Annotated in this window: 21 protein-coding genes; 17 read left to right on the forward strand and 4 right to left on the reverse strand. The window is 40.3% G+C overall.

Translation table 11 applies throughout. The features are described 5' to 3' along the window. The first annotated feature begins 1 nt into the window (after position 1). The 6 genes from J8L98_RS17175 to J8L98_RS25195 all read left to right on the forward strand — a co-directional run bounded on the left by J8L98_RS17175 (position 2) and on the right by J8L98_RS25195 (position 9286). Positions 2 to 721 (forward strand): succinate dehydrogenase iron-sulfur subunit, encoded by a 720-nt coding sequence (locus tag J8L98_RS17175; RefSeq protein WP_192507248.1) that lies wholly within the window; start codon positions 2 to 4, stop codon positions 719 to 721. A gap of 84 nt (positions 722 to 805) precedes the next feature. Beyond that, positions 806 to 3625 carry a 2-oxoglutarate dehydrogenase E1 component gene (sucA, locus tag J8L98_RS17180; protein WP_210997437.1) on the forward strand — a complete coding sequence of 940 codons (2820 nt, stop codon included), beginning with the start codon at positions 806 to 808 and terminating at the stop codon, positions 3623 to 3625. Positions 3626 to 3628: 3 nt separating this feature from the next. Then, positions 3629 to 5131, forward strand: a complete 1503-nt coding sequence (odhB, locus tag J8L98_RS17185) for a 2-oxoglutarate dehydrogenase complex dihydrolipoyllysine-residue succinyltransferase (protein WP_210997438.1) — start codon at positions 3629 to 3631, stop codon at positions 5129 to 5131. A 177-nt stretch (positions 5132 to 5308) separates the two neighbouring features. Next, the gene (gene sucC, locus J8L98_RS17190; RefSeq protein ID WP_192507251.1) at positions 5309 to 6475 is read left to right on the forward strand and encodes an ADP-forming succinate--CoA ligase subunit beta; all 1167 of its coding nucleotides are present in this window, start codon (positions 5309 to 5311) and stop codon (positions 6473 to 6475) included. Then, positions 6475 to 7347 (forward strand): succinate--CoA ligase subunit alpha, encoded by an 873-nt coding sequence (gene sucD, locus J8L98_RS17195; protein WP_210997439.1) that lies wholly within the window; start codon positions 6475 to 6477, stop codon positions 7345 to 7347. The genes sucC and sucD overlap by 1 nt, the downstream gene beginning before the upstream one ends. A 103-nt stretch (positions 7348 to 7450) precedes the next feature. Continuing rightward, positions 7451 to 9286: a tetratricopeptide repeat-containing diguanylate cyclase gene (locus J8L98_RS25195; protein WP_210997440.1), complete on the forward strand. Its 1836-nt coding sequence runs from the start codon at positions 7451 to 7453 to the stop codon at positions 9284 to 9286. A gap of 13 nt (positions 9287 to 9299) precedes the next feature. On the opposite strand, the gene J8L98_RS17205 is transcribed toward J8L98_RS25195, so the two are convergent. Next, positions 9300 to 10370 carry a DUF3083 family protein gene (locus tag J8L98_RS17205; RefSeq protein WP_210997441.1) on the reverse strand — a complete coding sequence of 357 codons (1071 nt, stop codon included), beginning with the start codon at positions 10368 to 10370 and terminating at the stop codon, positions 9300 to 9302. 229 nt (positions 10371 to 10599) lie between these two features. On the opposite strand from J8L98_RS17205, the gene glnS reads away from it, so the two are divergent. From glnS to J8L98_RS17225, 4 genes are all read left to right on the forward strand, one after another. Further along, positions 10600 to 12264: a glutamine--tRNA ligase gene (gene glnS, locus J8L98_RS17210; protein ID WP_210997442.1), complete on the forward strand. Its 1665-nt coding sequence runs from the start codon at positions 10600 to 10602 to the stop codon at positions 12262 to 12264. 60 nt (positions 12265 to 12324) lie between these two features. Then, positions 12325 to 14166: a serine/threonine protein kinase gene (locus tag J8L98_RS17215; RefSeq protein WP_210997443.1), complete on the forward strand. Its 1842-nt coding sequence runs from the start codon at positions 12325 to 12327 to the stop codon at positions 14164 to 14166. Between the two features lie 314 nt (positions 14167 to 14480). Further along, the gene (locus J8L98_RS17220) at positions 14481 to 14792 is read left to right on the forward strand and encodes a hypothetical protein (protein WP_210997444.1); all 312 of its coding nucleotides are present in this window, start codon (positions 14481 to 14483) and stop codon (positions 14790 to 14792) included. Positions 14793 to 14835: 43 nt separating this feature from the next. After that, positions 14836 to 15405 carry a hypothetical protein gene (locus tag J8L98_RS17225; RefSeq protein ID WP_210997445.1) on the forward strand — a complete coding sequence of 190 codons (570 nt, stop codon included), beginning with the start codon at positions 14836 to 14838 and terminating at the stop codon, positions 15403 to 15405. Positions 15406 to 15478: 73 nt separating this feature from the next. Here the strand turns inward: J8L98_RS17225 and J8L98_RS17230 are convergent, their stop codons facing one another. Together J8L98_RS17230 and J8L98_RS17235 are read right to left on the reverse strand one after the other, a co-directional pair. Then, a complete protein-coding gene (locus tag J8L98_RS17230) occupies positions 15479 to 15925 on the reverse strand; it encodes a DUF3010 family protein (RefSeq protein ID WP_210997446.1) in 447 nt (148 codons plus the stop codon). Between the two features lie 63 nt (positions 15926 to 15988). Continuing rightward, positions 15989 to 16993, reverse strand: coding sequence for an endonuclease/exonuclease/phosphatase family protein (locus tag J8L98_RS17235; RefSeq protein WP_210997447.1), 1005 nt, complete (start codon positions 16991 to 16993; stop codon positions 15989 to 15991). 264 nt (positions 16994 to 17257) lie between these two features. Between J8L98_RS17235 and thrS the strand changes: the two genes are divergently transcribed. The 4 genes from thrS to rplT all read left to right on the forward strand — a co-directional run bounded on the left by thrS (position 17258) and on the right by rplT (position 20555). After that, on the forward strand, positions 17258 to 19168 hold the full coding sequence (gene thrS, locus J8L98_RS17240) for a threonine--tRNA ligase (RefSeq protein WP_210997448.1): 1911 nt from the start codon (positions 17258 to 17260) through the stop codon (positions 19166 to 19168). Between the two features lie 68 nt (positions 19169 to 19236). After that, positions 19237 to 19797: a translation initiation factor IF-3 gene (gene infC, locus J8L98_RS17245; RefSeq protein ID WP_084622626.1), complete on the forward strand. Its 561-nt coding sequence runs from the start codon at positions 19237 to 19239 to the stop codon at positions 19795 to 19797. A gap of 182 nt (positions 19798 to 19979) precedes the next feature. Further along, positions 19980 to 20180 carry a 50S ribosomal protein L35 gene (gene rpmI, locus J8L98_RS17250; RefSeq protein ID WP_010363888.1) on the forward strand — a complete coding sequence of 67 codons (201 nt, stop codon included), beginning with the start codon at positions 19980 to 19982 and terminating at the stop codon, positions 20178 to 20180. Positions 20181 to 20195: 15 nt separating this feature from the next. Then, entirely contained in the window at positions 20196 to 20555 is a 360-nt protein-coding gene (gene rplT / locus J8L98_RS17255; RefSeq protein ID WP_192507261.1) for a 50S ribosomal protein L20, read from the forward strand. A gap of 114 nt (positions 20556 to 20669) precedes the next feature. Here the strand turns inward: rplT and J8L98_RS17260 are convergent, their stop codons facing one another. Further along, positions 20670 to 21494: an SDR family oxidoreductase gene (locus J8L98_RS17260; protein WP_210997449.1), complete on the reverse strand. Its 825-nt coding sequence runs from the start codon at positions 21492 to 21494 to the stop codon at positions 20670 to 20672. 153 nt (positions 21495 to 21647) lie between these two features. Between J8L98_RS17260 and J8L98_RS17265 the strand changes: the two genes are divergently transcribed. The 3 genes from J8L98_RS17265 to J8L98_RS17275 all read left to right on the forward strand — a co-directional run bounded on the left by J8L98_RS17265 (position 21648) and on the right by J8L98_RS17275 (position 24605). After that, complete coding sequence (locus J8L98_RS17265; RefSeq protein WP_210997450.1) at positions 21648 to 23432, forward strand: M14 family metallopeptidase; 1785 nt, start codon at positions 21648 to 21650, stop codon at positions 23430 to 23432. A gap of 4 nt (positions 23433 to 23436) precedes the next feature. Next, on the forward strand, positions 23437 to 24078 hold the full coding sequence (locus J8L98_RS17270) for an MBL fold metallo-hydrolase (protein WP_210997451.1): 642 nt from the start codon (positions 23437 to 23439) through the stop codon (positions 24076 to 24078). Between the two features lie 68 nt (positions 24079 to 24146). Then, positions 24147 to 24605 (forward strand): Lrp/AsnC family transcriptional regulator, encoded by a 459-nt coding sequence (locus J8L98_RS17275; protein ID WP_192507265.1) that lies wholly within the window; start codon positions 24147 to 24149, stop codon positions 24603 to 24605. Positions 24606 to 24694: the final 89 nt, after the last annotated feature.

Here is a 24694-nt window from a genome sequence, read left to right on the forward strand (position 1 = left end):
GATGGCAATTTTAGAGTTATCTGTTTATCGTTATAATCCTGATGTGGACAATGCGCCACATATGCAGGAATATAAGCTGGAAGTAGAAGAAGGTCGTGACATGATGGTGTTGGACGCGCTTTTACTCTTAAAGGAGCAGGATCCTTCACTTTCTTTCCGTCGTTCTTGTCGTGAAGGTGTATGTGGTTCTGATGGTGTGAACATGAATGGTAAAAATGGCCTTGCATGTATTACGCCTATATCAGCACTACAAAAAAATGGAAAAGGCAAAATCATTCTACGTCCGTTACCTGGTTTACCAGTGATACGTGATTTAGTTATTGATATGAGCCAGTTTTACACTCAGTATGAAAAAGTTAAGCCGTTTCTTATCAATGATAAGCCAACGGGTGGCGAAGAGCGTCTTCAATCTGTAGAAGATCGTGACAAGCTAGATGGTTTATATGAGTGTATTTTATGTGCGTGTTGTTCGACTTCATGTCCTTCGTTCTGGTGGAACCCAGACAAGTTCATAGGTCCAGCAGGTCTTCTTCATGCTTACCGTTTCTTAGCAGATACACGTGATACGGCAACAGAAGAACGATTGGCTGATCTTGATGATGCGTTCAGCGTATTCCGCTGTCACAGTATTATGAACTGTGTTAGCGTTTGTCCTAAGGGCTTGAATCCAACTAAAGCCATTGGTCATATAAAATCTATGTTGTTAAATCGTTCGGTTTAATACATATTTAAACAGTAAGATGGCATGCCTAGTATGCCATCTTGTTAATAATTAAATTTCTGCGCTAGAAAAAAGGGCTAATAAATGCACGAAGGTGTGATGAAGGCATGGCTAGAATCTTCGCATTTGTACGGCGGAAACGTAGCTTATGTAGAAGAGCTTTATGAAGCGTATCTTGACGATGCGACTTCAGTGCCAGAAGAATGGCGAGAAGTGTTTGATCAACTTCCTAAAGTTGATGGTGTGGATGTTGATGTTAAACATTCCGAGGTAAGAGCTCAGTTTAAAGATCTTGCTAAAAACAAACACAGAGAAGTAGTTGTTGCAGCAAGTGGCACATCAGATGCCAAGCAAGTTCGCGTGCTACAACTCATAAACGCATTTAGGTTTCGAGGGCATCAAAATGCCAACCTTGACCCGTTAGGGTTATGGAAGCGTGAAAGAGTTCGAGATTTGGAACTCGAATATCACGATTTAACGGAGTCGGACCTAGAAAAAGAATATAACATTGGCTCTTTTGCTTCCGGTAAAGAGACAATGAAGTTGAAAGACTTATATTCGGCCTTGAAGACCACGTACTGTGGGTCTGTTGGTGCAGAATATATGCATATCACTTCTACAGAAGAAAAGCGTTGGTTACAACAACGTGTTGAATCTACCTTCTCACAGCCTAAATTTAGCAAAGAAACAAAACTACGGATATTAAAAGGCTTAACCGCTGCTGATGGCCTAGAGAAATATCTTGGTGCTAAGTTCCCTGGAGCAAAGCGCTTTTCTCTTGAAGGCGGTGACGCTTTAGTACCAATGCTTAAGGAACTGATTCATCGCGCTGGTGAAAGTGGTCAAGAAGAAGCGGTTATTGGGATGGCGCACCGTGGCCGTTTAAACGTTTTAGTAAACGTACTCGGTAAAAACCCACAAGAATTGTTCGACGAATTCGCTGGAAAATATGGTGAATCAGCGGGCTCGGGTGATGTTAAATACCATATGGGCTTTTCATCTGATTTCGCCACAGAAGGTGGTGACGTTCATATGGCGTTGGCGTTTAACCCATCTCACTTAGAGATTGTTAACCCAGTAGTTATGGGCTCTGTTCGAGCACGTCTAGAGCGTTTAGGGTGTAAAAATGGTTCTAAAGCATTACCAATAACTATTCATGGCGATTCAGCTATTGCGGGTCAAGGTGTTGTTCAAGAAACATTTAATTTATCTCAAACTCGTGCGTTTGGTGTGGGCGGTACAATTCGTATTGTCGTAAACAACCAAGTAGGCTTTACAACGAGTAAACAAGAAGATGTACGTTCTACAGATTATTGTACTGACATTGCTAAAATGGTTCAGGCACCTATCTTCCATGTTAATTCTGATGACCCTGAAGCTGTTACGTTTGTTACACAGTTAGCACTTGACTTCCGTAATAAGTTCCACCGTGATGTTGTTATCGATTTAGTATGTTACCGTCGTCATGGTCATAACGAAGCTGACGAGCCTAGCGCAACGCAGCCTGTGATGTACAAAAAGATCAAAAAACACCCAGTACCACGTCAGTTATACGCGGACAAGTTAGCAAGCGAAGGTGTATTAAGCGCAGACGATGCTAAGCGACTTGCCAATGACTATCGAAATGGCTTGGATAATGGTGAGTGTGTTGTTGAAGAGATTCGTCCTGATACGAAGCATTCATCTGATTGGTCAAAGTTTGTAGGTCACGACTGGGATGTAGCTTACGACCCAACGGTTCCGGTTGAAAAACTAAAAGATCTGAGTGCAAAAATCTCTTCATATCCAGAAGACCATAAAGCACAATCTCGAGTTAAAAAGATTTACGAAGATCGTAAATTAATGGCATCTGGTGAAAAGCCATTGGATTGGGGTATGGCAGAGACGCTTGCTTATGCAACGCTTGTTGATGACGGTGTTAATATCCGTATGACCGGGCAAGATTCTGGTCGAGGAACGTTCTTCCATCGTCATGCAGTTGTTCATGATCAAGCTGAAGGTAATACATATTTACCACTGCAAAATATTCATGCTGATCAAGGTAACTTTGAAGTTTATGACTCCGTTTTATCTGAAGAAGCCGTATTAGCATTTGAATATGGTTATACGACGGCAGAACCAACCTCGTTGGTATTGTGGGAAGCGCAGTTTGGTGATTTTGCAAATGGTGCACAAGTTGTATTTGACCAATTCCTAAGCTCAGGTGAACAAAAATGGGGCCGCTTGTGTGGCTTAACAATGTTATTACCACATGGCTATGAAGGGCAAGGCCCAGAGCATAGTTCTGCACGTTTAGAGCGTTATTTACAATTGTGTGCTGATCACAATATGCAAGTATGTGTACCTTCAACGCCAGCTCAGGTGTATGCGATGCTACGTCGTCAGTCTGTACGACCATTACGTCGTCCATTGATAGTAATGACACCAAAATCATTATTGCGTCATCCATTGGCTGTGTCATCTTTAGATGAATTGGCAGATGGTGTATTCCACAATATGATTGATGAGATTGATGATATTGATCCGGCAACTGTGGAACGCGTTGTATTTTGTAGTGGTAAAGTCTATTACGAATTGTTGCAAGAACGACGCAAGTTAGAGCTCAACAATGTAGCGATAGTACGTGTTGAACAGTTATATCCATTCCCTCATCAGGAAATGGATGAAGTTATGGCACGGTACCAGCACGTTAAAGATTTCGTTTGGTGTCAAGAAGAACCACAAAATCAGGGGGCGTGGTATTGCTCTCAACATCATTTCTGGGAAGCTATCCCGTCAGGTGCTAATCTTTCATACGCGGGGCGTAAAGCGTCTGCGGCACCAGCATGTGGCTATATGTCGACTCATACAAAAGAACAAAACGCGTTAGTTGCTGACGCCTTAACAATTAAAAATAAGGGATAAGAGATGACAACCGAAATTAAGGTTCCTGTTCTTCCTGAATCTGTTGCAGATGCGACAGTTGCAACTTGGCATGTAAGCGTTGGTGATACTGTAACGCGAGATCAGAACCTAGTTGATATTGAAACAGATAAAGTAGTACTAGAAGTTGTAGCTCCAGAAGATGGTGTTGTCGTTGAGATTTCACAAGCAGACGGAGCGACTGTTCTAGGTGAACAAGTTATTGCACTTTTAGGTGCAGCCGGTGCATCAGCAAGCGCACCAGCTCAGCAATCAAATGAACAACCAGCAGCGGCAGTAGCCACTACAGCATCAGAAGGTAACGAAGTGGACATCAAAGTACCAGTACTTCCAGAATCAGTAGCAGATGCTACAATTGCAACTTGGCACGTTCAACCAGGTGAAGCGGTAAGCCGTGACCAAAACTTGGTAGATATTGAAACCGATAAAGTGGTATTAGAAGTTGTTGCACCGGAAGACGGTGTAATGGGTGAACACATTCACGCTGAAGGCGATACCGTACTGGGTGAGCAAGTTATCGGTAAAATTAGCAGCGGTTCTGCAGCGCCAGCCACTCCAGCAGCAGCGACTGAAGCAAGCTCAGCAAATGACGATAGCTCTGATGTATTAACGCCTTCAGTACGTCGTTTAATCGCAGAGAAAGGCCTAGATGCTTCTGCTATTAAAGGTTCTGGTAAAAACGGGCGTATTACTAAAGAAGATGTTGATGCATTCTTGTCAGCTCCGGCGGCGAAACCAGCTCCAACTAAAGCTGCGTCAACGCCAGCGCCTGTTGCTGATTTAGGTGAGCGTACACAAAAACGCGTACCAATGACGCGTTTGCGCAAAACAATTGCGACGCGTTTACTTGAAGCTAAAAACTCTACTGCAATGTTAACAACGTTTAATGAAGTTAACATGAAGCCTATCATGGACCTTCGTAAGCAGTATAAAGACTTGTTTGAAAAAACACATGACACACGTCTTGGTTTTATGTCTTTTTATGTTAAAGCAGTTACTGAAGCGCTTAAGCGTTACCCTGCAGTAAATGCATCAATTGACGGTGATGATATTGTTTATCACAACTTCTTCGATATCTCGATTGCAGTTTCTACACCTCGTGGTCTTGTAACGCCAGTATTGCGTGACTCAGATCAGTTGAGTATGGCGGGTATTGAAAATGGCATTCGAGATTTAGCAATCAAAGGCCGTGATGGTAAGCTGTCAATGGCAGATATGACGGGTGGTAATTTCACAATTACTAACGGCGGTGTATTTGGTTCATTGTTGTCTACGCCGATTCTTAACCTACCGCAAGCTGCCATTTTAGGCATGCACAAAATACAAGAACGCCCAATGGCTGTGAATGGTAAAGTTGAAATATTACCAATGATGTATTTAGCGCTGTCTTATGACCATCGTCTAATTGATGGCAAAGAATCGGTAGGATTCTTGGTTGCGATTAAAGAACTTCTGGAAGATCCAACACGTTTGTTGTTGGATGTATAAGCAGTCTGATTAGATATTAAGCTGTATGTTAGTCCATACAGCTTTTTTTTTGCGCCTTTGGTCTAACTAGGGTTTTCATAAGTACCCTTGGGATCTATACTAGGGGCGCATTTTGGGATAGCTGATTATTTGCATAAATATTCAGCTTTTTTAGTACAAGAAATTGGATAAAGCATCATGAATTTGCATGAGTATCAGGCAAAACAACTGTTTGCCGACTATGGTTTACCAGTATCTGAGGGTTTCGCATGCGATACTCCTCAGGAAGCTGTAGAAGCAGCTGCTAAGATTGGCGGCGACAAGTGGGTAGTTAAATGTCAAGTACACGCCGGTGGCCGTGGTAAAGCGGGCGGTGTTAAACTAGCAGATAGCAAAGACGAAATCCGTGCATTTGCTGAAAACTGGTTAGGTAAGAACTTAGTTACTTATCAAACGGACGAAAAAGGTCAGCCAGTTGCTAAGATCTTAGTAGAAAGCTGTACAGACATCGCAAACGAATTATACCTTGGCGCTGTTGTAGACCGTGCAACTCGTAAAGTTGTTTTCATGGCATCTACTGAAGGTGGCGTTGAAATAGAAACTGTTGCCGAAGAAACACCTGAGCTTATTCATAAAGCTGAAATCGATCCATTAGTAGGCCCTCAAGCTTACCAAGGTCGCGAATTAGGCTTTAAATTAGGCCTAAATCCAGTTCAAATGAAACAATTTGTTAAGATCTTCATGGGTCTAGCAAAAATGTTTAATGATCATGACTTTGCGCTTTTAGAGATCAACCCTCTAGTTGTGACAGACGAAGGCAACCTTCACTGTCTTGACGGTAAAATTGGCATTGATGGTAATGCATTATACCGTCAACCTAAGATCCGTGAGTTCCACGATCCTTCGCAAGAAGATGCACGTGAAGCACATGCAGCAAGCTTTGAATTAAACTACGTAGCGCTAGATGGCAACGTTGGTTGTATGGTTAACGGTGCAGGCCTAGCGATGGGTACTATGGACATCGTAAACCTACACGGCGGTAAGCCAGCTAACTTCCTAGATGTTGGTGGTGGTGCAACTAAAGAGCGTGTAGCTGAAGCATTTAAGATCATCCTTTCTGATGACAATGTTAAAGCTGTATTGGTAAACATCTTCGGCGGAATCGTTCGTTGTGACATGATTGCAGAAGGCATCATCGGCGCAGTGAAAGAAGTTGGCGTTGAAGTACCAGTAGTAGTACGTTTAGAAGGTACTAACGCTGAACTAGGTCGTGAAGTTTTAGCTAACTCTGACCTTGACATTATCGCAGCAGAATCTCTAACTGATGCTGCTGAGAAAGTTGTTGCTGCTGCGGAGGGCAAATAATGTCTGTATTAATTAATAAAGATACTAAAGTAATCTGTCAGGGTTTCACTGGTGGTCAAGGTACTTTCCACTCAGAGCAAGCTATTCAGTACGGCACGCAAATGGTTGGTGGTGTATCTCCGGGTAAAGGCGGTCAAACGCACCTTGGTTTACCTGTATTCAACACTGTACGTGATGCAGTGCAAGAGACAGGTGCTACTGCATCAGTTATCTACGTACCAGCTCCATTTTGTAAAGATGCTATTTTAGAAGCAATCGATGCAGGTATTGAGCTTATCGTATGTATTACGGAAGGTATTCCAACACTTGATATGGTTGACGTCAAAGTTAAGCTAGACCAATCAGGTGTTCGTATGATCGGTCCTAACTGCCCAGGTGTTATCACTCCGGGTGAAACTAAGATTGGTATCATGCCTGGTCACATTCATAAGCCAGGTAAAGTAGGGATTGTTTCTCGTTCTGGTACTCTGACGTACGAAGCGGTTAAGCAAACTACTGACGCTGGTTTCGGTCAATCTACTTGTGTTGGTATCGGTGGTGATCCAATCCCAGGTACTAACTTTATCGACGTATTAGAAATGTTCGAAAAAGATGACCAAACAGAAGCGATCGTCATGATCGGTGAGATTGGTGGTACTGCAGAAGAAGAAGCTGCAGAATACATCAAGGCTAACGTGACTAAACCTGTTGTTTCTTACATTGCTGGTGTTACTGCTCCAGAAGGTAAGCGCATGGGTCACGCTGGTGCAATTATCGCTGGCGGTAAAGGTACTGCTGACGAGAAGTTTGCTGCACTAGAAGCAGCTGGTGTTAAAACTGTACGTTCTCTTGCAGACATCGGTGTTGCACTAAAAGAAAAAGCGGGTTGGTAATCACCAACTCTTGCTTAAAAAAGGTCCCATAAGGGGCCTTTTTTGTTGCCATTTGCTTTACAAAACATTACATTATACTAATACAAATTGATGAGTTGATGTAGTGGTGAAAGTATTTTTAGCAATGGTCGCTATGTTTGTTTGGTTGTCGTGTTTTCAACCAGTACAGGCGAGCGTAAATGACTTTTTGGAATTGGAACAACAAGTACTCAAATCACCAGAACTACATATTGAGCTAACAAACCGCTGGATTAATACGTCAAACTCTGCCGACACTGAATTTTTCTTAAGTGCTTTGAGCGCAAGAGCATTTTTTTTTGCCGGTCATATAGAACGTTCTAAAAAGGAATTTTCGCGCTTTTCTTCAACACTTAAGACGCAACAATTCTCTTGGGGGGCAGGGTACTGGTATTTATATCGAAGCTTTTTTGCTATTGAGCAGGGTCACTTAGATGATGCGAAGCGTTTAGTTAAACAATCTAAACGGGCATTTACGCATGTTAAAGACTCCGCTATGTTAGTTAGGGTTCAAGCTATGGAAGCTGTGATCTCTATTTGGCGAGAAGAATATAGTGAAGCGCTGAAATCTGTACAAGCGGCCCATGCTTATATCATGAGAAATGATATTGGAGATGTGAGTAAATTAGCTGTATTAGACAGCCTCACAGCTTATTATTCAACACTTAAATATCACCGGAAAGCCATCGAGTTTGCAAATCAAGCCAATGTTCTCGCCGTACAAACACAAAATGTATTGGATGGACTACCAATAAAATACAATTTGTGCATGGCTTTATTACGTTCTAAGCTTGTTGAAAAAGCAAGATCTTGTTATTCAGACATGCTCGTGAGCGCCAAACGCTTAACACTGCCACGCTATCATTTTTGGGCAAACGCGGGCCTAGGTAAGGTCTCTTTATTGTTAAAGGAGTATGATGAAGCCGTCGACTATTTTTTGCAGGCAAAAGAATTAGAATATAAAGCTATTGTTAACCCGGCACATCTCATCGTTTTGCATAACAACTTAGCCAAAGCACTGTCTTCGATGAGCCGTTATGCACAAGCACAAATCCATTTAAAAGAATCGCTCTCTATATTGGACAATTATCAGAGTCCTTTGAATAATAGGTACATGCGTAGAACACTTAAATTAAAAGCGCATGTATTGGATTTACAGCAAGATTATATCGGCAGTATTGCGGTATTGAATCGCTATATTAGATTGCTAGAAGAAAATGAATTGGCAACGAAAGAAGTGTTAGAGCAAGAAGCGCAAAGTTTTTTTGAAGCGGAACAGCATAAATTTAAGTTAGCGCTGACAAATGAGAAACTCAAAGCACAAGCGGCGAACCTTGCTGAATTAGAAAAAGAAGAGCAATTGAGTAGAGCGTATATTTTTATTGCCTTTTTGAGCTGTATTAGCATTGGTCTTTTTGCTTATTTACAACGTAAAGCGAGCTTAGTTAATCGTAACTTTGCGTATAGGGACCCGTTAACTGAATTGTTCAATAGGCGATATTTTCAAGAGCATATTGATAAGTTGTCCCACCAAAAGCAGTCATTTAGTTTAGCCATGCTAGATCTCGATTATTTTAAACGAATTAATGATGTATCCGGGCATGACATCGGCGATGAAATACTCGTACGATTTGGTCAGCACTTAAGGTCTCATTTTCGAGACGACGCTGATGTAGTTTGTCGTTATGGGGGCGAAGAGTTTGTTGTGGTGTGTCAATTTATGGATGTATCACAGCTAACACAAAGGTTAGAGATGCTTCAGGCAGTATTGAGAGAAAACTTATCTCATGATAGTGAAGCGGTCACGTTTAGTGCGGGTGTTGTAAATAGCTCAGATTACTCCAAAGATACACTTATCAAGGCGGTTGATGAGCTAATGTATCGCTCTAAGAAGTTAGGAAGAGATAAGATCTCTTCCTAACTATACATTAATGCTAATATTGATAACTAATATGCTGGAAAAAACGAATGTTAATATCTTGCTTCTGCGGAGATATCGCTAAAGAGGATGTGAATGTTTTGACCATAGATTCAACTTGATTCATGAATTTACCATAGCCAACATCTTTTTTATCAGAGGCTTTGGCCACAACCACAAAATGCATTGTGTCGACTAAACCATCCGATTGCCAAATAGATTTAATTTGTACATCACTATTGTCAATATTGAAGCTTAATTTTTGTAATTCACAGTTTCCGTCCGACTTATCCGTTCTACTGTTTCTGATTATTGGCAATCGTCCATTCGCAACAAAAGCAGAGTGTGTAAGATGTTTATTGGTACATGCAGACAAAAATAGATCTTCGATGGTTTTGTAAAATTGTGAACAGTCGTCACTGAGTAATAAGTGTTGATATTCAGTTTTAAGGGAGCGGGTCACAGGTATGCTAAATGTGGCATATGTCATTTCCGAGTGGTCGGCTGGTAATGTACAATTTCTTGCTTGATATCGGGGATATAAACTGCGTAGCTTATATCCATAACTTTCTTTATTACCTTTGGATTTAGCAAAAACGTCATAGGTTAAATGTTGATGGTCTCGAACCTTAAATGTCACATTCTTGAATGTTAAGGCGTTATGTAATGCGTCGAGCGTTTTGGTTACTTTGTTATGAAAATGCGCCGCATTAGCTCTAATATCATCCCCAGTGGCTAGAAATAATAGCCGTATCTTCTTTGCTGCGGTGTCATCATGGTAGTAAGTTTTATGGGCTTCATGGTATTGTGGGTTGTAGAAAAATAGAATTTGCTTTTCTGTTTGCAAGCAATGTGATTCTTCGTGAAACCGCACAATGGGCAGTTTATCATTGGCAATGAGATGTACATTATGTAACTCGTATTCGTCACATAATGCAAACAGTTGTCGGGCGATACGTTCGTAGCAACTTTTTAGGTTATCAAAGCAATCGTAAAATTCATTTTCGGGTTTAAATTCAGCCAATATATATTGGTTATTACGCGCATTAGCGGGAATGTAAACGCGGTTTAAGTTCATTGAAGCCATGTTGAATATCCTTAAGTTACTTCGTTCTATGCTGCGCACTATATAGACGTTTTATGACTTTTTTATTGCGATAGAACAAAAATTGTCATGAATTTGGCTAAGTTCATTGATCACGAGTACTTTTGGACCAATATTCTTTAAACTAAGGAAAGGATTTGCTGTAAGTTGTCGAAGCTTTTTGTAATAATGCGCTGATATAGAGCGCTAAATTTTTGAGGAATGCATACCCATGGCGGAAACAGAGAATCGCCCATCAAACTTTATTCGAAATATTATAGATTCTGATTTATCTAGTGGTAAGCACCAACAGACGCACACGCGTTTTCCACCAGAACCTAATGGCTTTTTACATATTGGTCATGCTAAATCGATCTGCTTGAACTTTGGTATTGCACAAGACTATAAAGGTCTGTGTAATTTACGTTTTGATGACACAAACCCAGAAAAAGAAGACATTAATTACGTAAAGTCAATCCAAGAAGATGTGTCTTGGTTAGGGTTTAAGTGGGATGATGAAATATGTTATTCATCTAATTACTTTGACCAATTACATGGGTACGCTGTTGAGCTGATTGAAAAGGGACTAGCGTATGTTTGCTTTTTATCGCCAGAGCAAGCCCGCGAGTATCGTGGTACCTTGACTGAAGCTGGCAAAAATAGCCCACACAGAGATTCGGCTGTTGAAGACAATTTGGCATTGTTTGAAAAAATGCGCAATGGTGATTTTAAAGAAGGGGAATGTGTACTTCGAGCTAAAATTGACATGGCTAGCTCGTTTATGGTTTTACGTGATCCGATAATTTATCGTATTCGTTTCGTACATCATCATCAAACGGCTGATAAATGGTGCATTTACCCAATGTATGATTTTACGCACTGTATTTCTGATGCACTTGAAGGGATCACCCATTCTTTATGTACCCTAGAGTTTCAAGATAACCGCCGTTTATATGACTGGGTACTAGATAATATCAGTCTTGAGTGCCATCCACAGCAAATAGAGTTCTCGCGACTGAACCTAGAGTACACTATTATGTCCAAGCGAAAGCTTAATGGCTTAGTCGTTAATAATCATGTTGAAGGATGGGATGACCCACGTATGCCAACCATTGCTGGTTTACGTCGACGAGGTTACACACCGGGGTCAGTGGTTGAGTTTTGTAAGCGTATTGGCGTTACCAAACAAGATAATATGATTGAAATGGGTATGTTAGAGGCTTGTATTCGTGATGATTTAAACGAAAATGCACCACGAGCAATGGCTGTGTTAGACCCTATAAAGGTGGTTATTGAAAATTATGATGCTGACAAAGTAGAGCAATTAGTTGCACCAAACCATCCATCAATCGAAGAAAAGGGTACACGTGAAGTACCATTTACCCGAGAATTGTTCATTGAACGTGAAGACTTCAGAATTGAAGCGAATAAAAAGTTCAAGCGATTAGTGCTTGATAAAGAAGTTCGTTTAAGAAATGCTTATGTTATTAAAGCAGAGCGTATTGAAGAAGATGCTGATGGTAACATTACGACGATTTTTTGCTCTTATGATCCTGAGACGCTAGGTAAGAATCCAACTGATGGTCGAAAGGTGAAAGGCGTGATTCATTGGGTTTCTGCGTCTGAGTGTATCGATGCTGAGGTGCGTCAGTACGATCGTTTGTTCAACGTACCTAACCCAGCAGCGGCAGAAGATTTTTCGCAAGTATTGAATCCAGATTCACTCAAAGTTATTACTCACGCAAAGCTTGAACCGTCACTTGCTAATGCAATGGCTGAACAAGGATTTCAGTTTGAGCGTATGGGGTATTATTGTAGAGATAATAAATCTGACGCGTTAGTGTTTAACCAAACGGTTGGCTTAAGAGATTCTTGGGCAAAAATAGAAAACGCTTAATAATATATTGTTTATAAAGGCCGAACTTTTCGGCCTTTTTTATGCCCGAAATTGTAGCTGATGAAAATATCAAACTTATCTAAAGCAAACATTAAGTCGATAAATAATTTTTATATTAATGAACAGCAATCGATTTATCTGTTGTCTCACCATGATGCCAAAAAGCATCGCCAATGGCTCAATATCTGTAAAAAGCAATTAACCGTATTAGGTTATGAGTCGGTAGAATTAATCGGCTCAGGCGCATTTGGTTTTGTGTTTGGGGGAGTGAGTACTGACAGTCAACAATGGGTGTTTAAATTTTCTCGTATTACGTTGGCACAAAGTGTGCGTGATAGGTTAGAAGATGAAGCGTATATGCTGTCGCAAATTGATAACACTATGGTTCCAAAATTTTTGGCTTTTGAGCGTGTTAAAAAGCAAGGGATTTTGATGATGGCACGCGCTAAAGGTGAAGACTTAGAAAAGGTATCACTGAAACGCGGCTGTTTTGAGCCTAAAGAATTGGTAGAGCTGGCATTGTTGTTGCGCAATGTGTTGTTGGATTTAAGAAATCATCGCAATGGGATTTTACCACAACCCATTGTTCATGGTGATATTAAGCCTTCTAATATCGTATGGGATGAGGTTTCGAAAAGCTTTTCATTAGTCGATTGGGGGAGCTCTGTCTATGCGCAAGTAGATACAAATGGGGAACCTGTTGCGAGCAATATTATGGACCTAATGTCGTCTGATGTAGCGGGTACCAATGCGCGTATGGGTGATGTGTACTTCATTGGCGATGAGCAGATGCAAGGTGCTCAATCGTCTCCACGCTTTGATGAACAAGGCGTGGCATCAACCATTTATGCATTAGCCAGCGCTCAGTCATGTCGATTTGGTGAACAAGTTATTCCTGCAAAGAGCTTGGGGTTGCCCCAGGAGTTTGCGGCGGTTATTGATGCCATGCTGAGTAAAGATAAACAAGAGCGAGACAAAGCCGGTGACTATTTTATGCAGCATATGCCTAAGATAGCAAAGTCTTATTTACCTGTATTAAATGTGGAAAAACCAAAGTCAAATATTCCATTTTGGGTCACTAATACGGATGATCATCCGGATACTGTTGTTTATAGTTCAAGAAAAGAGTTTTTACGCAGAGCTGACCATAACCATCAATTACATGATATCAATGATGCCCAGTTAGACCGGTATTATAAGGAGTTTTTATTTGATACAGGTGACACTGAAAAAGCATTTTTGGCATCAATAAGCCGTTTAGCAAAATACCCTTTAGTCGGTGGCTTGAGCTTTCATTGGAAGGAAGATTCTTTGTATGTTGAATCGAGTTTAATTTTGCATGATGAGACATTAAATAATGCTTTGACGGATGCGATAAATGCGACTGTCATGTTGGCGCAAGGGATAACACAAAAGGGGTTGTTTAAGTGTTGCTTATTTGATGCACGTCAAACCATCCAACTAGAACGGGATGATACGGGGGCGTTTATATTTGATACCTTGCCTCAGCTGCACTATTCAATGGTTGACGTTGCAAGTAGTGAGGTAACTCGTCCTCATAGTTATTTTGAAGACGGTAAAGATCCAGACGAACAGCTACAATTGCCGAAAAGCATCATTCAATGTGTATTTGAGCTTAACCAAATTCACCATACAGGGTGTATTATATTTGAGTCATTGCCCAATAGATTGAAAATCCATCATTACTATCGTTTGTTAGACGCCAGCCAGAAACAAAAATTTGAGCTCCTTCTTGCGCGGATAATGCAATACGCGATGAGTATTGATGATGTAGGTGTCGCAGGGTTTATGAAGCTGCCCTATAAAAATACCAGAGAGTTCGATTTGTGCTTGGAGCAACCAGTCAAGTATTACCCTAAAAACCCGAAACAATATGCGTGAAAATTTGCGATGCAAATTGCGACTAATTATTTCTTAAAATGATTATTATATATAATTCAACTGGCTAGACTTTTATTAATTTGGCATGCCGTTTGAATATAATAAACTAGCACATTCACTTCTCCAGGTTTTGTTGCTAGTAGTTAGGCACTTCTTTTATGAAGTGCTTTTTTTTGTATGAATATAGCCGTTGTCAGTCTTCACACGATTGCATATTTTTCTATGTATATCTTATGAATAAAATTACATTGAATTTACTTTATTTTTATTACACAGTGACAAAATAATGTTAGATAAGTACGATTGAGGCTGCTATGGACAAGCAACAACGACAAGAAATACTCACATTGAGTTGGAGTATCCATGACCAAGTAGAGCAGGCTATTTTACAACATAGCGCTGCTTCAAATGATGCAAATTGGCATGAGAAACAACGATTACTGTTGGCTGATATGGCATTACACCTTTTGCAAACTGCACTTAAACCAGGTGATTTACATTATGATAAGTTGGTAAGCAACCTAAATGGTATTTTGAGTTTGAGTGATGACTTTATTGAACATGTGAACTTACGCTCGGTGTCTGATAGTTTGTATGCGACTCATGCGCAGAGCAGTGTTGATTGACAGCCCCTAGAAAATGATTTTGGTAATTTGAAGGTAGAAAGTGGTGAAAATTCCCAGTCAACTTCGAGAAGTGTTAGGCACCCATCAATCTGGGATAGCTTTGAGTTCAATAGGGTTAATGACCTTATTTGGGTGTTATGTTGTGTATGTACTTTTTGTTCGACAACATTCGTTACCAGATGTCGCTTGGTGGCAGTTGGCCATTGGTGATTTGTTGATCATTGATGTGATAGCTGGCTGTGTGGCCAATTTTACTAAGGGAACTAACGATTATTATAAAGCTCGTAGCCAGTCTCGCTGGGTGTTTATTGCGATTCATGTCCATATTATTGTGATCGCATGGGCCTACAATATTGCACTCAATGAAAGCGCGATTATATGGGGCTACACTGTCGTAACAGCAGCAATATTAAATACATTATATGGTCACAAGTCACAGGCGCTCATTGCAATTGTGTTTGTTTTATTAGGGGCAGGGGTGATTGCATCGCTATCATCACCGTTATGGTTTCAGTGTATTGCTGGCTTGTTTCTAGTTAAAGTATGTTATGCATTTTCAGTTGATCATTACGCCAATGACGTTCTACAACACGAGCACCCTACGAACCCATAAAAACCTGACATAATATCGGTTTTTATGGGTTCGTAGTTGTTGTGCAACAACAAGAGAACTGATCAATGAAGTGTTATTCTTCTGGACGATACGTTTTCTTTTGAATATATACATAGGCATTAATAAACGCATTTTCTTGAAACTTTTTTAGTCCCGTATCGGCGAAGTCAATTGGTACTGGGTTGCGCTTCAATTGCTCTTTTACTTCTGTTGTCGACAGTAAACGTACATCTAAATCTGCAATTAGCTGTATTGCTGCTTCCATTTTAAAGCCTGTGGCGCTGCCGGCAAATTTACCTTTTGGCATACGTTGGCGAATTGCCACAGAGTCAACTTGATAGTCTTGCATAAGTTTGGCGAAATCAAATTGAAATTTTTGCATATCTTCAGTATCTAAGCCTACATTGCTTAGCGTAAAACGAGTTTGGCGAATATCACGAATATCGAATACGTCGTTTTCTTTGGTTAGCAAGCATAGTAGAACTTCGCTACCTGCTATTTCAACGCCACATGTTCTCATTAGTCTTTCCAGTTTATATAAAATTTTGAGCGATTATAGCAATCACTTTACTAAATCAAAAGATTATAGCGTTACCTTTATTGCAATTGCACTATGATCTGAATAGCGAATATCTTCTTCATCTCTTTTTACATCTAAATGGCCATCATAATTATGGTAAGTTAAAGTTTTAACTGTTGGATTAATTTGGTTGGGGTTAAACACTTTGGAGGTCAATATATAGTCTAACACATTGCCTTTTCCGCGATAAAAGTGCGTCGGGGGCTTTTGGTCAAAAGTGTGGTTATTATCGGCAAACAAATAACTGTCAACTAGACCGACACTTTCAAATGGGGAGCTATTGTGTATTTGTGGGGGGAAAGTTTGGGTCATAAAAGATAGAGCTGGACTATGCAGGTGGTCATTAAAGTCTCCCATTACCAAAGTGGCGCAGTTTTGTTCGCGTTGTGTTTTTAGAGCATCATAATAAATAATAGATGCCTCTAACGAACGGGAGATTTGTGATTGCATAGTACCAACCGTTTCATGTAAAAGAGTTAGTAACGGATCTCCCTGCTCGGATTCGCCAAGCATGTGCGCCATTGATAAAACTCGCTGGGACTTGAAGTGTACGGCATAGCACATAATAGGACCAATGCCGTCAAGCTCAATTCGGCATTTAATGGGTGTACGATTAAATCTAAACTGTTGTTGGTTATTAAGATATTCGAGTAACTCTGGACATGGTTCAAGTGCTTCAACACTGGTAAATGGGAGTTTAGAAGCAATAGCGACGACTGGGTTAAATAAAACCGTTGGATACATGCTGTCTGGCTGAGGCATGTCCACAACCGCGAAATGAATAAGTCCCAGATCTTTACAAAGAGTCTCAAGTACCTCAACACTAAAAACTTCTTGAAATACAATTAAAGTCGGGTTGATATGTTCAATAAGCCCTGTGATGAATTGGGTCTTGGTTTGCCATTGCGTATCGTTATAAGTTTCATGAAGTTGATAAAATGAGAATGGAGGTGCTGTGAAATTAAGCAAATTTAGTGACGCGAAGCAATATTGCTGAGAATGTGCCATGGAATACCTTAATATTTTTACTACTTATACTCAAATTGAGCAGAAAATTTGCATTTAATGAATCAATTTTAGTCTTTCTCTTGAATTTCGTCACGGGCGCAGTCAAAATACTTGCTGGTTTGAAAGACCTCAAACACAATACAGGTAAATAACTTGTGTAACCCAATGCTTATTCGTAAAAGCGTTGTTAGGCACATTTAATTATTATTAATTTTTTATACATGTGATGCATCGTAGGTGTCACCACTGTAAATAGGACATATCATGCCAATTATTACGCTTCCTGACGGCAGTCAGCGTACTTTTGAAAATCCAGTTTCTACTTTAGATGTAGCTCAAGATATCGGCCCAGGCCTTGCTAAAGCCACTATTGCTGGCAGAGTGAATGGCACGCGCGTTGATGCGTGTGACATTATTTCTGAAGACGCAAGCTTAGAAATAATAACAGCCAAAGATGATGATGGATTAGAAATTATTCGTCACTCATGCGCTCACTTAATCGGTCATGCAATTAAGCAATTATTCCCAGATGTGAAAATGGCCATCGGTCCCACGATTGACAATGGTTTTTACTATGACGTTGATCTGGATCATTCATTAACGCAAGAAGACTTGGATGCAATAGAAAAGCGCATGTTAGCGCTTGCAAAAACGAATTACGATGTTGTTAAGAAAACGGTTTCTTGGCAAGAAGCGCGTGATGCGTTTGAAGCGCGTGGTGAAAATTATAAGATTGAAATCTTAGACGAAAACATCGATAAAGATGATAAGCCCGGTCTATATCACCATGATGAATATGTTGATATGTGTCGTGGTCCTCACGTTCCAAATATGAAGTTCTGTCAACACTTTAAAATAATGAAAGTTGCGGGTGCATATTGGCGTGGTAACTCTGAAAATAAAATGCTGCAACGTATTTACGGCACAGCTTGGGCAGATAAAAAGCAACTTAAAGCGTATTTAAAACGTTTAGAAGAAGCCGAAAAGCGTGATCACCGTAAAATTGGTAAAGCACTTGATTTATGGCATTGGCAAGAAGAAGCGCCAGGCATGGTGTTTTGGCACAATGATGGTTGGAGCATCTATCGTGAGCTAGAAGAGTTTGTTCGTGAAAAACTACGCGAATATAGCTACGAAGAAGTAAAAGGTCCGATGATGATGGACCGTGGTTTATGGGAAAAGTCAGGCCATTGGGATAAATATTCTGATGCTATGTTCACAACTGAGTCAGAAAAACGTGAATATGCTATTAAGCCGATGAACTGTCCAGGCCATGTACAAATATTTAACCAAGGCTTAAAGTCGTACCGTGATTTACCACTACGTATGGCGGAGTTTGGTTGTTGTCATAGAAATGAGCCCTCTGGTGCATTGCATGGTTTAATGCGTGTACGTGGTTTCACACAAGATGATGCGCATGTATTCTGTACAGAAGATCAAGTGATGGATGAAGTTTCACAATGTATTAAGATGGTTTACGATACATACGAAACATTTGGCTTTGAAAAAATAGTTGTTAAGTTATCAACGCGCCCTGAAAAGCGTATTGGTGAGGATGATATTTGGGACAAAGCAGAACAAGCTTTGGCTGAAGCATTGAAAGTCAATAATATTGAATTTGAATATTTACCAGGTGAAGGTGCTTTCTACGGTCCAAAAATTGAATTCACTTTGTATGATTGTTTAGAGCGTGCATGGCAGTGTGGTACTGTACAGCTCGACTTTGCATTACCAGGTCGATTAGGCGCAACGTATGTGGCTGAAAACAACGAACGTAAAACGCCAGTTATGATCCACCGTGCAATTTTGGGGTCTATTGAGCGGTTCATTGGTATTTTGACAGAAGAGTATGCGGGTCTATTCCCAACTTGGTTGGCACCAAAGCAAGTGGTAATTATGAACATTACCGATAAACAAGCTGATTATGTGCACGAAACTGTACAAAAATTAAATAAACTTGGAATTAGAGCCTGTGCCGACTTGAGAAATGAGAAAATAGGCTTTAAAATTCGGGAGCATACTTTAAAACGTATACCATACCTGCTTGTTGTTGGAGATAAAGAAGTAGAACAGCAAGAAGTAGCAGTGAGAACACGCAAGGGTGAAGACCTAGGCAAATTCTCGGTTGATGATTTTATCGCGCATATTAGCGCAGAAATTAAAGACCGTAAGTAAAAATTGTAAGTACTAAAACCTGTGTGCGGTAGTTAGATTCAAACTGCACACAATATATTTTGATATTCTTGGAGGAACGTACCATTAGAGGCGGAAAAAAAGGGCAAACTACAGCTCAAAAAAATCGTATCAATGAAGAAATAACAGCGAAAGAAGTTCGATTATCTGGTGTAGAAGGCCAGGAACCGAAGATCATGTCGTTAAGAGAAGCTCAGGCGATTGCTGATGAATTAGGTGTGGATTTAGTTGAAATAAGTCCAAATGCTGAACCCCCTGTCTGTAAAGTGATGGATTACGGTAAGTTCATTTTTGAAAAAGCAAAATTACAAAAAGAACAGAAAAAAAAGCAGAAGCAGATCCAAATTAAAGAGATCAAGTTCCGTCCAGGTACTGATGAAGGTGATTACCAAGTTAAGTTACGCAACCTAAGAAAATTCTTAGAAGCGGGCGATAAAGCTAAAATCACTATTCGCTTCCGTGGCCGTGAAATGGCACACCAAGAAATCGGCATCGACTTATTGAACCGTGTTAAAGGCGATTTAGAAGATTTAGCAATTGTTGAGTCTTTCCCAAATCGTGTTGAAGGTCGTCAAATGATAATGATGATGGCCCCTATTGCTAAAAAGTAATAGATACGGTAGAATGCGCGCGAATTTAATACAGGTTTAAAGTGCCTCTGGCCACCTGTATTGACCGGTCTTAAAGAAAGGGGCGACCCTTCACCGGAATATGGTTGTAAGTTAGGCCTTCCAAGTGATGGCAACATCCGCCTACTTATATTTGTTTAAGCAATACTATTGGAGTTATTGCAATGGCTTATAAGCTAAAATCACACAGAGGCGCTGCGAAGCGTTTCAAGAAAACTGCTTCAGGCGGTTTTAAGCGCAAGCAGTCGCATCTTCGTCACATTCTGACTAAGAAATCATCTAAGCGTAAGCTACACCTACGTGCTAAGTCTATGGTTCATAAAAATGACCTTGGTCTTATCAACCGTATGTTACCATTCGCTTAATAGAGGATATCAGAAATGGCAAGAGTTAAACGCGGCGTTGTCGCACGTGCACGTCACAAGAAAGTATTAAAACAAGCTAAAGGTTACTATGGAGCACGTTCACGTGTTTACCGCGTAGCGTTCCAAGCAATCACTAAAGCTGGTCAATATGCATACCGTGACCGTAGAGCTAAGAAACGTACATTCCGTCAACTATGGATTGCACGTATCAACGCAGCTTCACGTCAAAACGGCCTATCTTACAGCCGTTTCATCAATGGCCTTAAAAAGTCATCGATTGAAATCGATCGTAAGATCCTAGCTGATATCGCAGTATACGATCAAGTAGCTTTCGCAGCACTAGTTGCAAAAGCAAAAGAAAGTCTTGCTGCTTAATAAGTTTCGTACTTATTATGTGAAAAAGGAGCCTTGAGCTCCTTTTTTTGATCCATTCACTCTGTTTGTTTATCGCATTAAATTCGATGGGAAAAAGTAGTTGTAAATGACTTCTTATTTATTTTTAAGTAACACTTTATCTAGCATATTTGTACTAAGTAGCCGTTTTAAGTAGCCCATGAAGTACGTTGGGAAAGTGACATAATAGCGAGGTTTGGCTTTTTTGGCTGTAAACGCGTGTATTAACTTGCTGTAAACAGCATCGGGACCAAGCGTAAATGATTGTGGCGCTGAGTTTGATTTTAAACGGTCGAGCTGCTTTTGATAACTAGTAGCGTGTGCACTGTTATCAATGTCAATATTTGTCATAAAGGCATGTAAAGCATTTTCTCTAAATTTAGACGTAATTGGTCCAGGCTCAATTAAACTCACTTGAATATTTGTTTGTGCTAACTCCATTCTTAACGTGTCCGCCAGTCCTTCAAGTGCAAATTTACTGGCATTGTAAGCGCCTCTGTAGGGCAGTGCGACTAAACCTAATACTGAAGAGTTATAAATTATTCTCCCTTGTCCACGGATTCGCATATGTTTGATGGCTAAATTTGTTAGTGTGTGCCACGAGAAAAAGTTCACTTCAAATTGCGCCCTTAGTGCGTCGGTTGGTAAGTCTTCTATAGCGCCGGGTTGCCCATAGGCGCCATTATTAAATAGCGCGTCTAGTTCGTTGTTACATAGCTCAAGTGCGCGTTTAAAACCTAATTGAACACTGTTTTCATCGCAAAGGTCCAATAAAATGGCGGTGAGTCCTAGGGTTGTGAGTGCATCAACGTCTACTTGCTTTTTACAAGCTGCAATAACATTAAACCCTTCATCATGTAATCTTTTGGCGCAGTAGTATCCAATACCGGATGAACAGCCGGTAATTAAAATTGATTTCATATTAAACCGTCTTTATTTTAGCTAAAAATGCCTAAAAAATGTGAGCAGCATGTTATTAGCTGCATATTTTTGTTGAATCACCGCACATTGTAAGCTGTTAATTAAAATATTGATATAATTGCGCTATTCAGGCAACTATTTAGAGAGCGCATCATGATTGCCAGTATTATTATGTTATCCGCAGCAATGAATTTGGATGCACATTTACCACCTTTAGAGGCTTGGCAGGGACAAAGCCTACAGCTAATTCAACAAAAAGGGCCGCTAACAACTGATTTTGAACTTAGTGGTGGGGTAACGTCACCAGACTACCAGTTGACGATGGCATTTGTGGACCGTTTAGTTGCAGCCAACCCAACGCAGTTTAAGGCAATTAGCATTGGTCAAAGTCAGGCCGGTCGAGATATTAAAATGCTGGTCGCATCAGAGCAAGGAACGTTTAGTGCGACAGAGATCAGCACTAGCGCTAAACCCACGTTACTTATTCAAGCAGGCATTCACGCTGGGGAAATTGACGGGAAAGATGCTGGGTTTATGCTGTTACGCGATATTGCTACTGGTAAACGCTTAGATATATTAGAAAAAGTTAATATTTTATTTGTTCCCATCTTAAATGTGGATGGACATGAGCGACGAAGCCCATTCAATCGCATAAATCAGCGAGGTCCAATTGATATGGGCTTTCGAACTAATGGTAATAATTTAAATCTTAATCGAGATTATACGAAATTAGATACACCAGAAGTGCGGGCTGTATTACAAGTGATTAAAGCGTTTGACCCGGATCTATATATTGACGTTCATGTGACGGATGGCGCTGATTATCAATATGATGTGACGTATGGGTATAACCCACAATTTGCAAGTGAATCCCCTCTTGTTGCAAAAGTATTGGATACGCATTTTAAACCACAAATAGACGCCGCGCTAACTCAAGCAGGCCATATTACAGGCCCTTTGGTGTTTGTAATGGACAAGCAAGATTTTAAACAAGGGTTGGCAGGTTGGGTAGCAACACCTCGCTTTTCAAATGGCTGGGGTGATTTGGCTAGTGTACCAACTATTCTTGTTGAAAATCATTCACTAAAACCTTACAAACAAAGGGTTTTGGGAACATATGTGTTTTTTGATGGTGTAGTGGATGCGTTGGCAAAGGGTCACAGTGCATTAGAAAAAGCCATTGACATAGAGCATGCAACGAGGCCAAAAGAAATAGTAGTACGACGTAGTTATGCTAAACAGCCTGATCACATACCGTTTAGAGGTATTGCATATAAGCAATTTGATAGTGCACTATCTGGTCAAGTGGAAGTGAAATATTTAGGTCAACCTAAATTTTATGATGCGCTACCAATATATTGGCAGAAAACAGTCGAGAAGAAGGTAAAAGTGCCTGCTGCATTTTATATTCCCCCTGCATACCCGAATATTGTAGAGAAACTACGGATTCATGGTATCTCCGTGGAAATAGTTACCACGGCTGAAAGTAAAGGGGGACTTAAACAAGCGAAAATTACTCAATATGAGTTCGCTAAATTGCCTTTCGAGGGACGTTTTAGAGTAACGGCTGAATTCGATTTGAACGAAGTTGAGAAAATGCCTTTAACAGGATGGTATCGAATATCTACAGATCAGGCTAAGTCTGAGTTAGTGACGCATTTATTACACCCTGAAGCACCTGATTCATTCTTTCAGTGGGGGGAGTTTAATACCATATTTCAACGTACTGAGTATGTTGAAAATTATGCACTGGAACCTTACGCTCGTTCTATGTTAAAAAGTAATCCAGCGATGGCACTTGAGTTTGATAAAAAAATCCGAGAAGATGAATCATTCGCCAATGATGCTAAAAAAAGGCTATCGTGGTTATATGAAAAAACGCCATTTTACGATCAGGCGTACTTAAAATATCCAGTATTAATTGAACTAGGAGAGTAAGAAGGTGCACGTTTTAACTGTCCCAGTTACCTCGTTTATGCAAAATACTCGGTTCATAACATGCCAAAGCACAGGAAAAAGCGCGGTTATAGATCCGGGTGGAGATGTTGATAAACTGCAATCTGTTATTGCGCAGAATAAGCTAGATGTAGAGGCTATACTGTTAACTCATGGTCATTTGGACCATGTTGGTGCTGCAGATCTTTTGAAAGCAGTGCTCAAAGTAGATATTATCGGCCCACATCAAGATGAAACATTTTGGTTTGAGGCCATTCCAATGCAGGCTCAAATGTTTGGTTTCAAACCTAAGCAGGCATTTTTACCAGATCGCTGGCTAACGGCAGGTGATGTAGTCAAAGTGGGTAAACTCGAGCTTGAGGTACGCTTTTGCCCAGGTCATACGCCGGGGCATGTTGTCTTTTATGAGAAATCGTCGAAGACAGTGATTGTTGGAGATGTACTATTTAAAGGGGCTATAGGCAGAACCGATTTTCCAAAGGGAAATACGGAGCAACTCAAAGAATCTATTCGGAAAGAATTATTTTCTCTTCCAGATGAAACTATCGTGATGTCAGGACATGGCGAAAACACAACGATAGGGTACGAGAAACAGAATAACCCATTTATGAGTGGCCGTTTTGGCTAAGGAAATGCAGACAAGTATTCATTCTGCATGTATAATTTATCTAATTTACTTAAATTTAAGAAAAATGTATGTCTTTAAATCAAGTTGACCGCCAAATATTGGCATTGTTACAGCAAGATGCAAGTTTATCTACTGCTGAAGTTGCCGACAAAGTCGGGTTGTCTCAATCGCCGTGTTGGCGTCGAATCGCTAAACTAGAGCAAGATGGGTATATAAAAGGGAAGGTCGCGCTACTCGACGAGAAGCAACTTGGTTTTGATATGCTAGTGTATGCACATGTGCGTTTATCTAATCATGGTAGAAATAATTTATCAGAGTTTGAACGATTAATTATGAGTTATGATGAAGTGACTGAATGCTATACAATGGCAGGTACAATGGACTTTATGCTCCGCATCATTTCGAGAGGAATAGAAGGGTATGAGCAGTTTGTTAGAGATAATCTACTCAATTTAGAGTATGTTCAAGAAGTCCATTCTAACGTCACCATGACGTGCGTAAAGCGTACGACGGCACTTCCACTATAAGCCTCTGAGAATATGACCATGATATTGTAATATCAATGTACTGACGATGTACTATAGTCATACTTCACCATTTGTTAAAAGCGCTGGAT

Source organism: Pseudoalteromonas sp. MMG013, from assembly GCF_018100885.1.
Taxonomy (GTDB): domain Bacteria; phylum Pseudomonadota; class Gammaproteobacteria; order Enterobacterales; family Alteromonadaceae; genus Pseudoalteromonas; species Pseudoalteromonas aurantia.

Coding starts and splice junctions, on each gene's coding strand:
- J8L98_RS17175 (WP_192507248.1), top strand. CDS start 2: ATGGCAATTTTAGAGTTATCTGTTTATCGTTATAATCCTGATGTGGAC.
- sucA (WP_210997437.1), top strand. CDS start 806: ATGCACGAAGGTGTGATGAAGGCATGGCTAGAATCTTCGCATTTGTAC.
- odhB (WP_210997438.1), top strand. CDS start 3,629: ATGACAACCGAAATTAAGGTTCCTGTTCTTCCTGAATCTGTTGCAGAT.
- sucC (WP_192507251.1), top strand. CDS start 5,309: ATGAATTTGCATGAGTATCAGGCAAAACAACTGTTTGCCGACTATGGT.
- sucD (WP_210997439.1), top strand. CDS start 6,475: ATGTCTGTATTAATTAATAAAGATACTAAAGTAATCTGTCAGGGTTTC.
- J8L98_RS17205 (WP_210997441.1), bottom strand. CDS start 10,370: ATGGCTTCAATGAACTTAAACCGCGTTTACATTCCCGCTAATGCGCGT.
- glnS (WP_210997442.1), top strand. CDS start 10,600: ATGGCGGAAACAGAGAATCGCCCATCAAACTTTATTCGAAATATTATA.
- J8L98_RS17215 (WP_210997443.1), top strand. CDS start 12,325: ATGAAAATATCAAACTTATCTAAAGCAAACATTAAGTCGATAAATAAT.
- J8L98_RS17220 (WP_210997444.1), top strand. CDS start 14,481: ATGGACAAGCAACAACGACAAGAAATACTCACATTGAGTTGGAGTATC.
- J8L98_RS17230 (WP_210997446.1), bottom strand. CDS start 15,925: ATGAGAACATGTGGCGTTGAAATAGCAGGTAGCGAAGTTCTACTATGC.
- J8L98_RS17235 (WP_210997447.1), bottom strand. CDS start 16,993: ATGGCACATTCTCAGCAATATTGCTTCGCGTCACTAAATTTGCTTAAT.
- thrS (WP_210997448.1), top strand. CDS start 17,258: ATGCCAATTATTACGCTTCCTGACGGCAGTCAGCGTACTTTTGAAAAT.
- rpmI (WP_010363888.1), top strand. CDS start 19,980: ATGGCTTATAAGCTAAAATCACACAGAGGCGCTGCGAAGCGTTTCAAG.
- rplT (WP_192507261.1), top strand. CDS start 20,196: ATGGCAAGAGTTAAACGCGGCGTTGTCGCACGTGCACGTCACAAGAAA.
- J8L98_RS17260 (WP_210997449.1), bottom strand. CDS start 21,494: ATGAAATCAATTTTAATTACCGGCTGTTCATCCGGTATTGGATACTAC.
- J8L98_RS17265 (WP_210997450.1), top strand. CDS start 21,648: ATGATTGCCAGTATTATTATGTTATCCGCAGCAATGAATTTGGATGCA.
- J8L98_RS17275 (WP_192507265.1), top strand. CDS start 24,147: ATGTCTTTAAATCAAGTTGACCGCCAAATATTGGCATTGTTACAGCAA.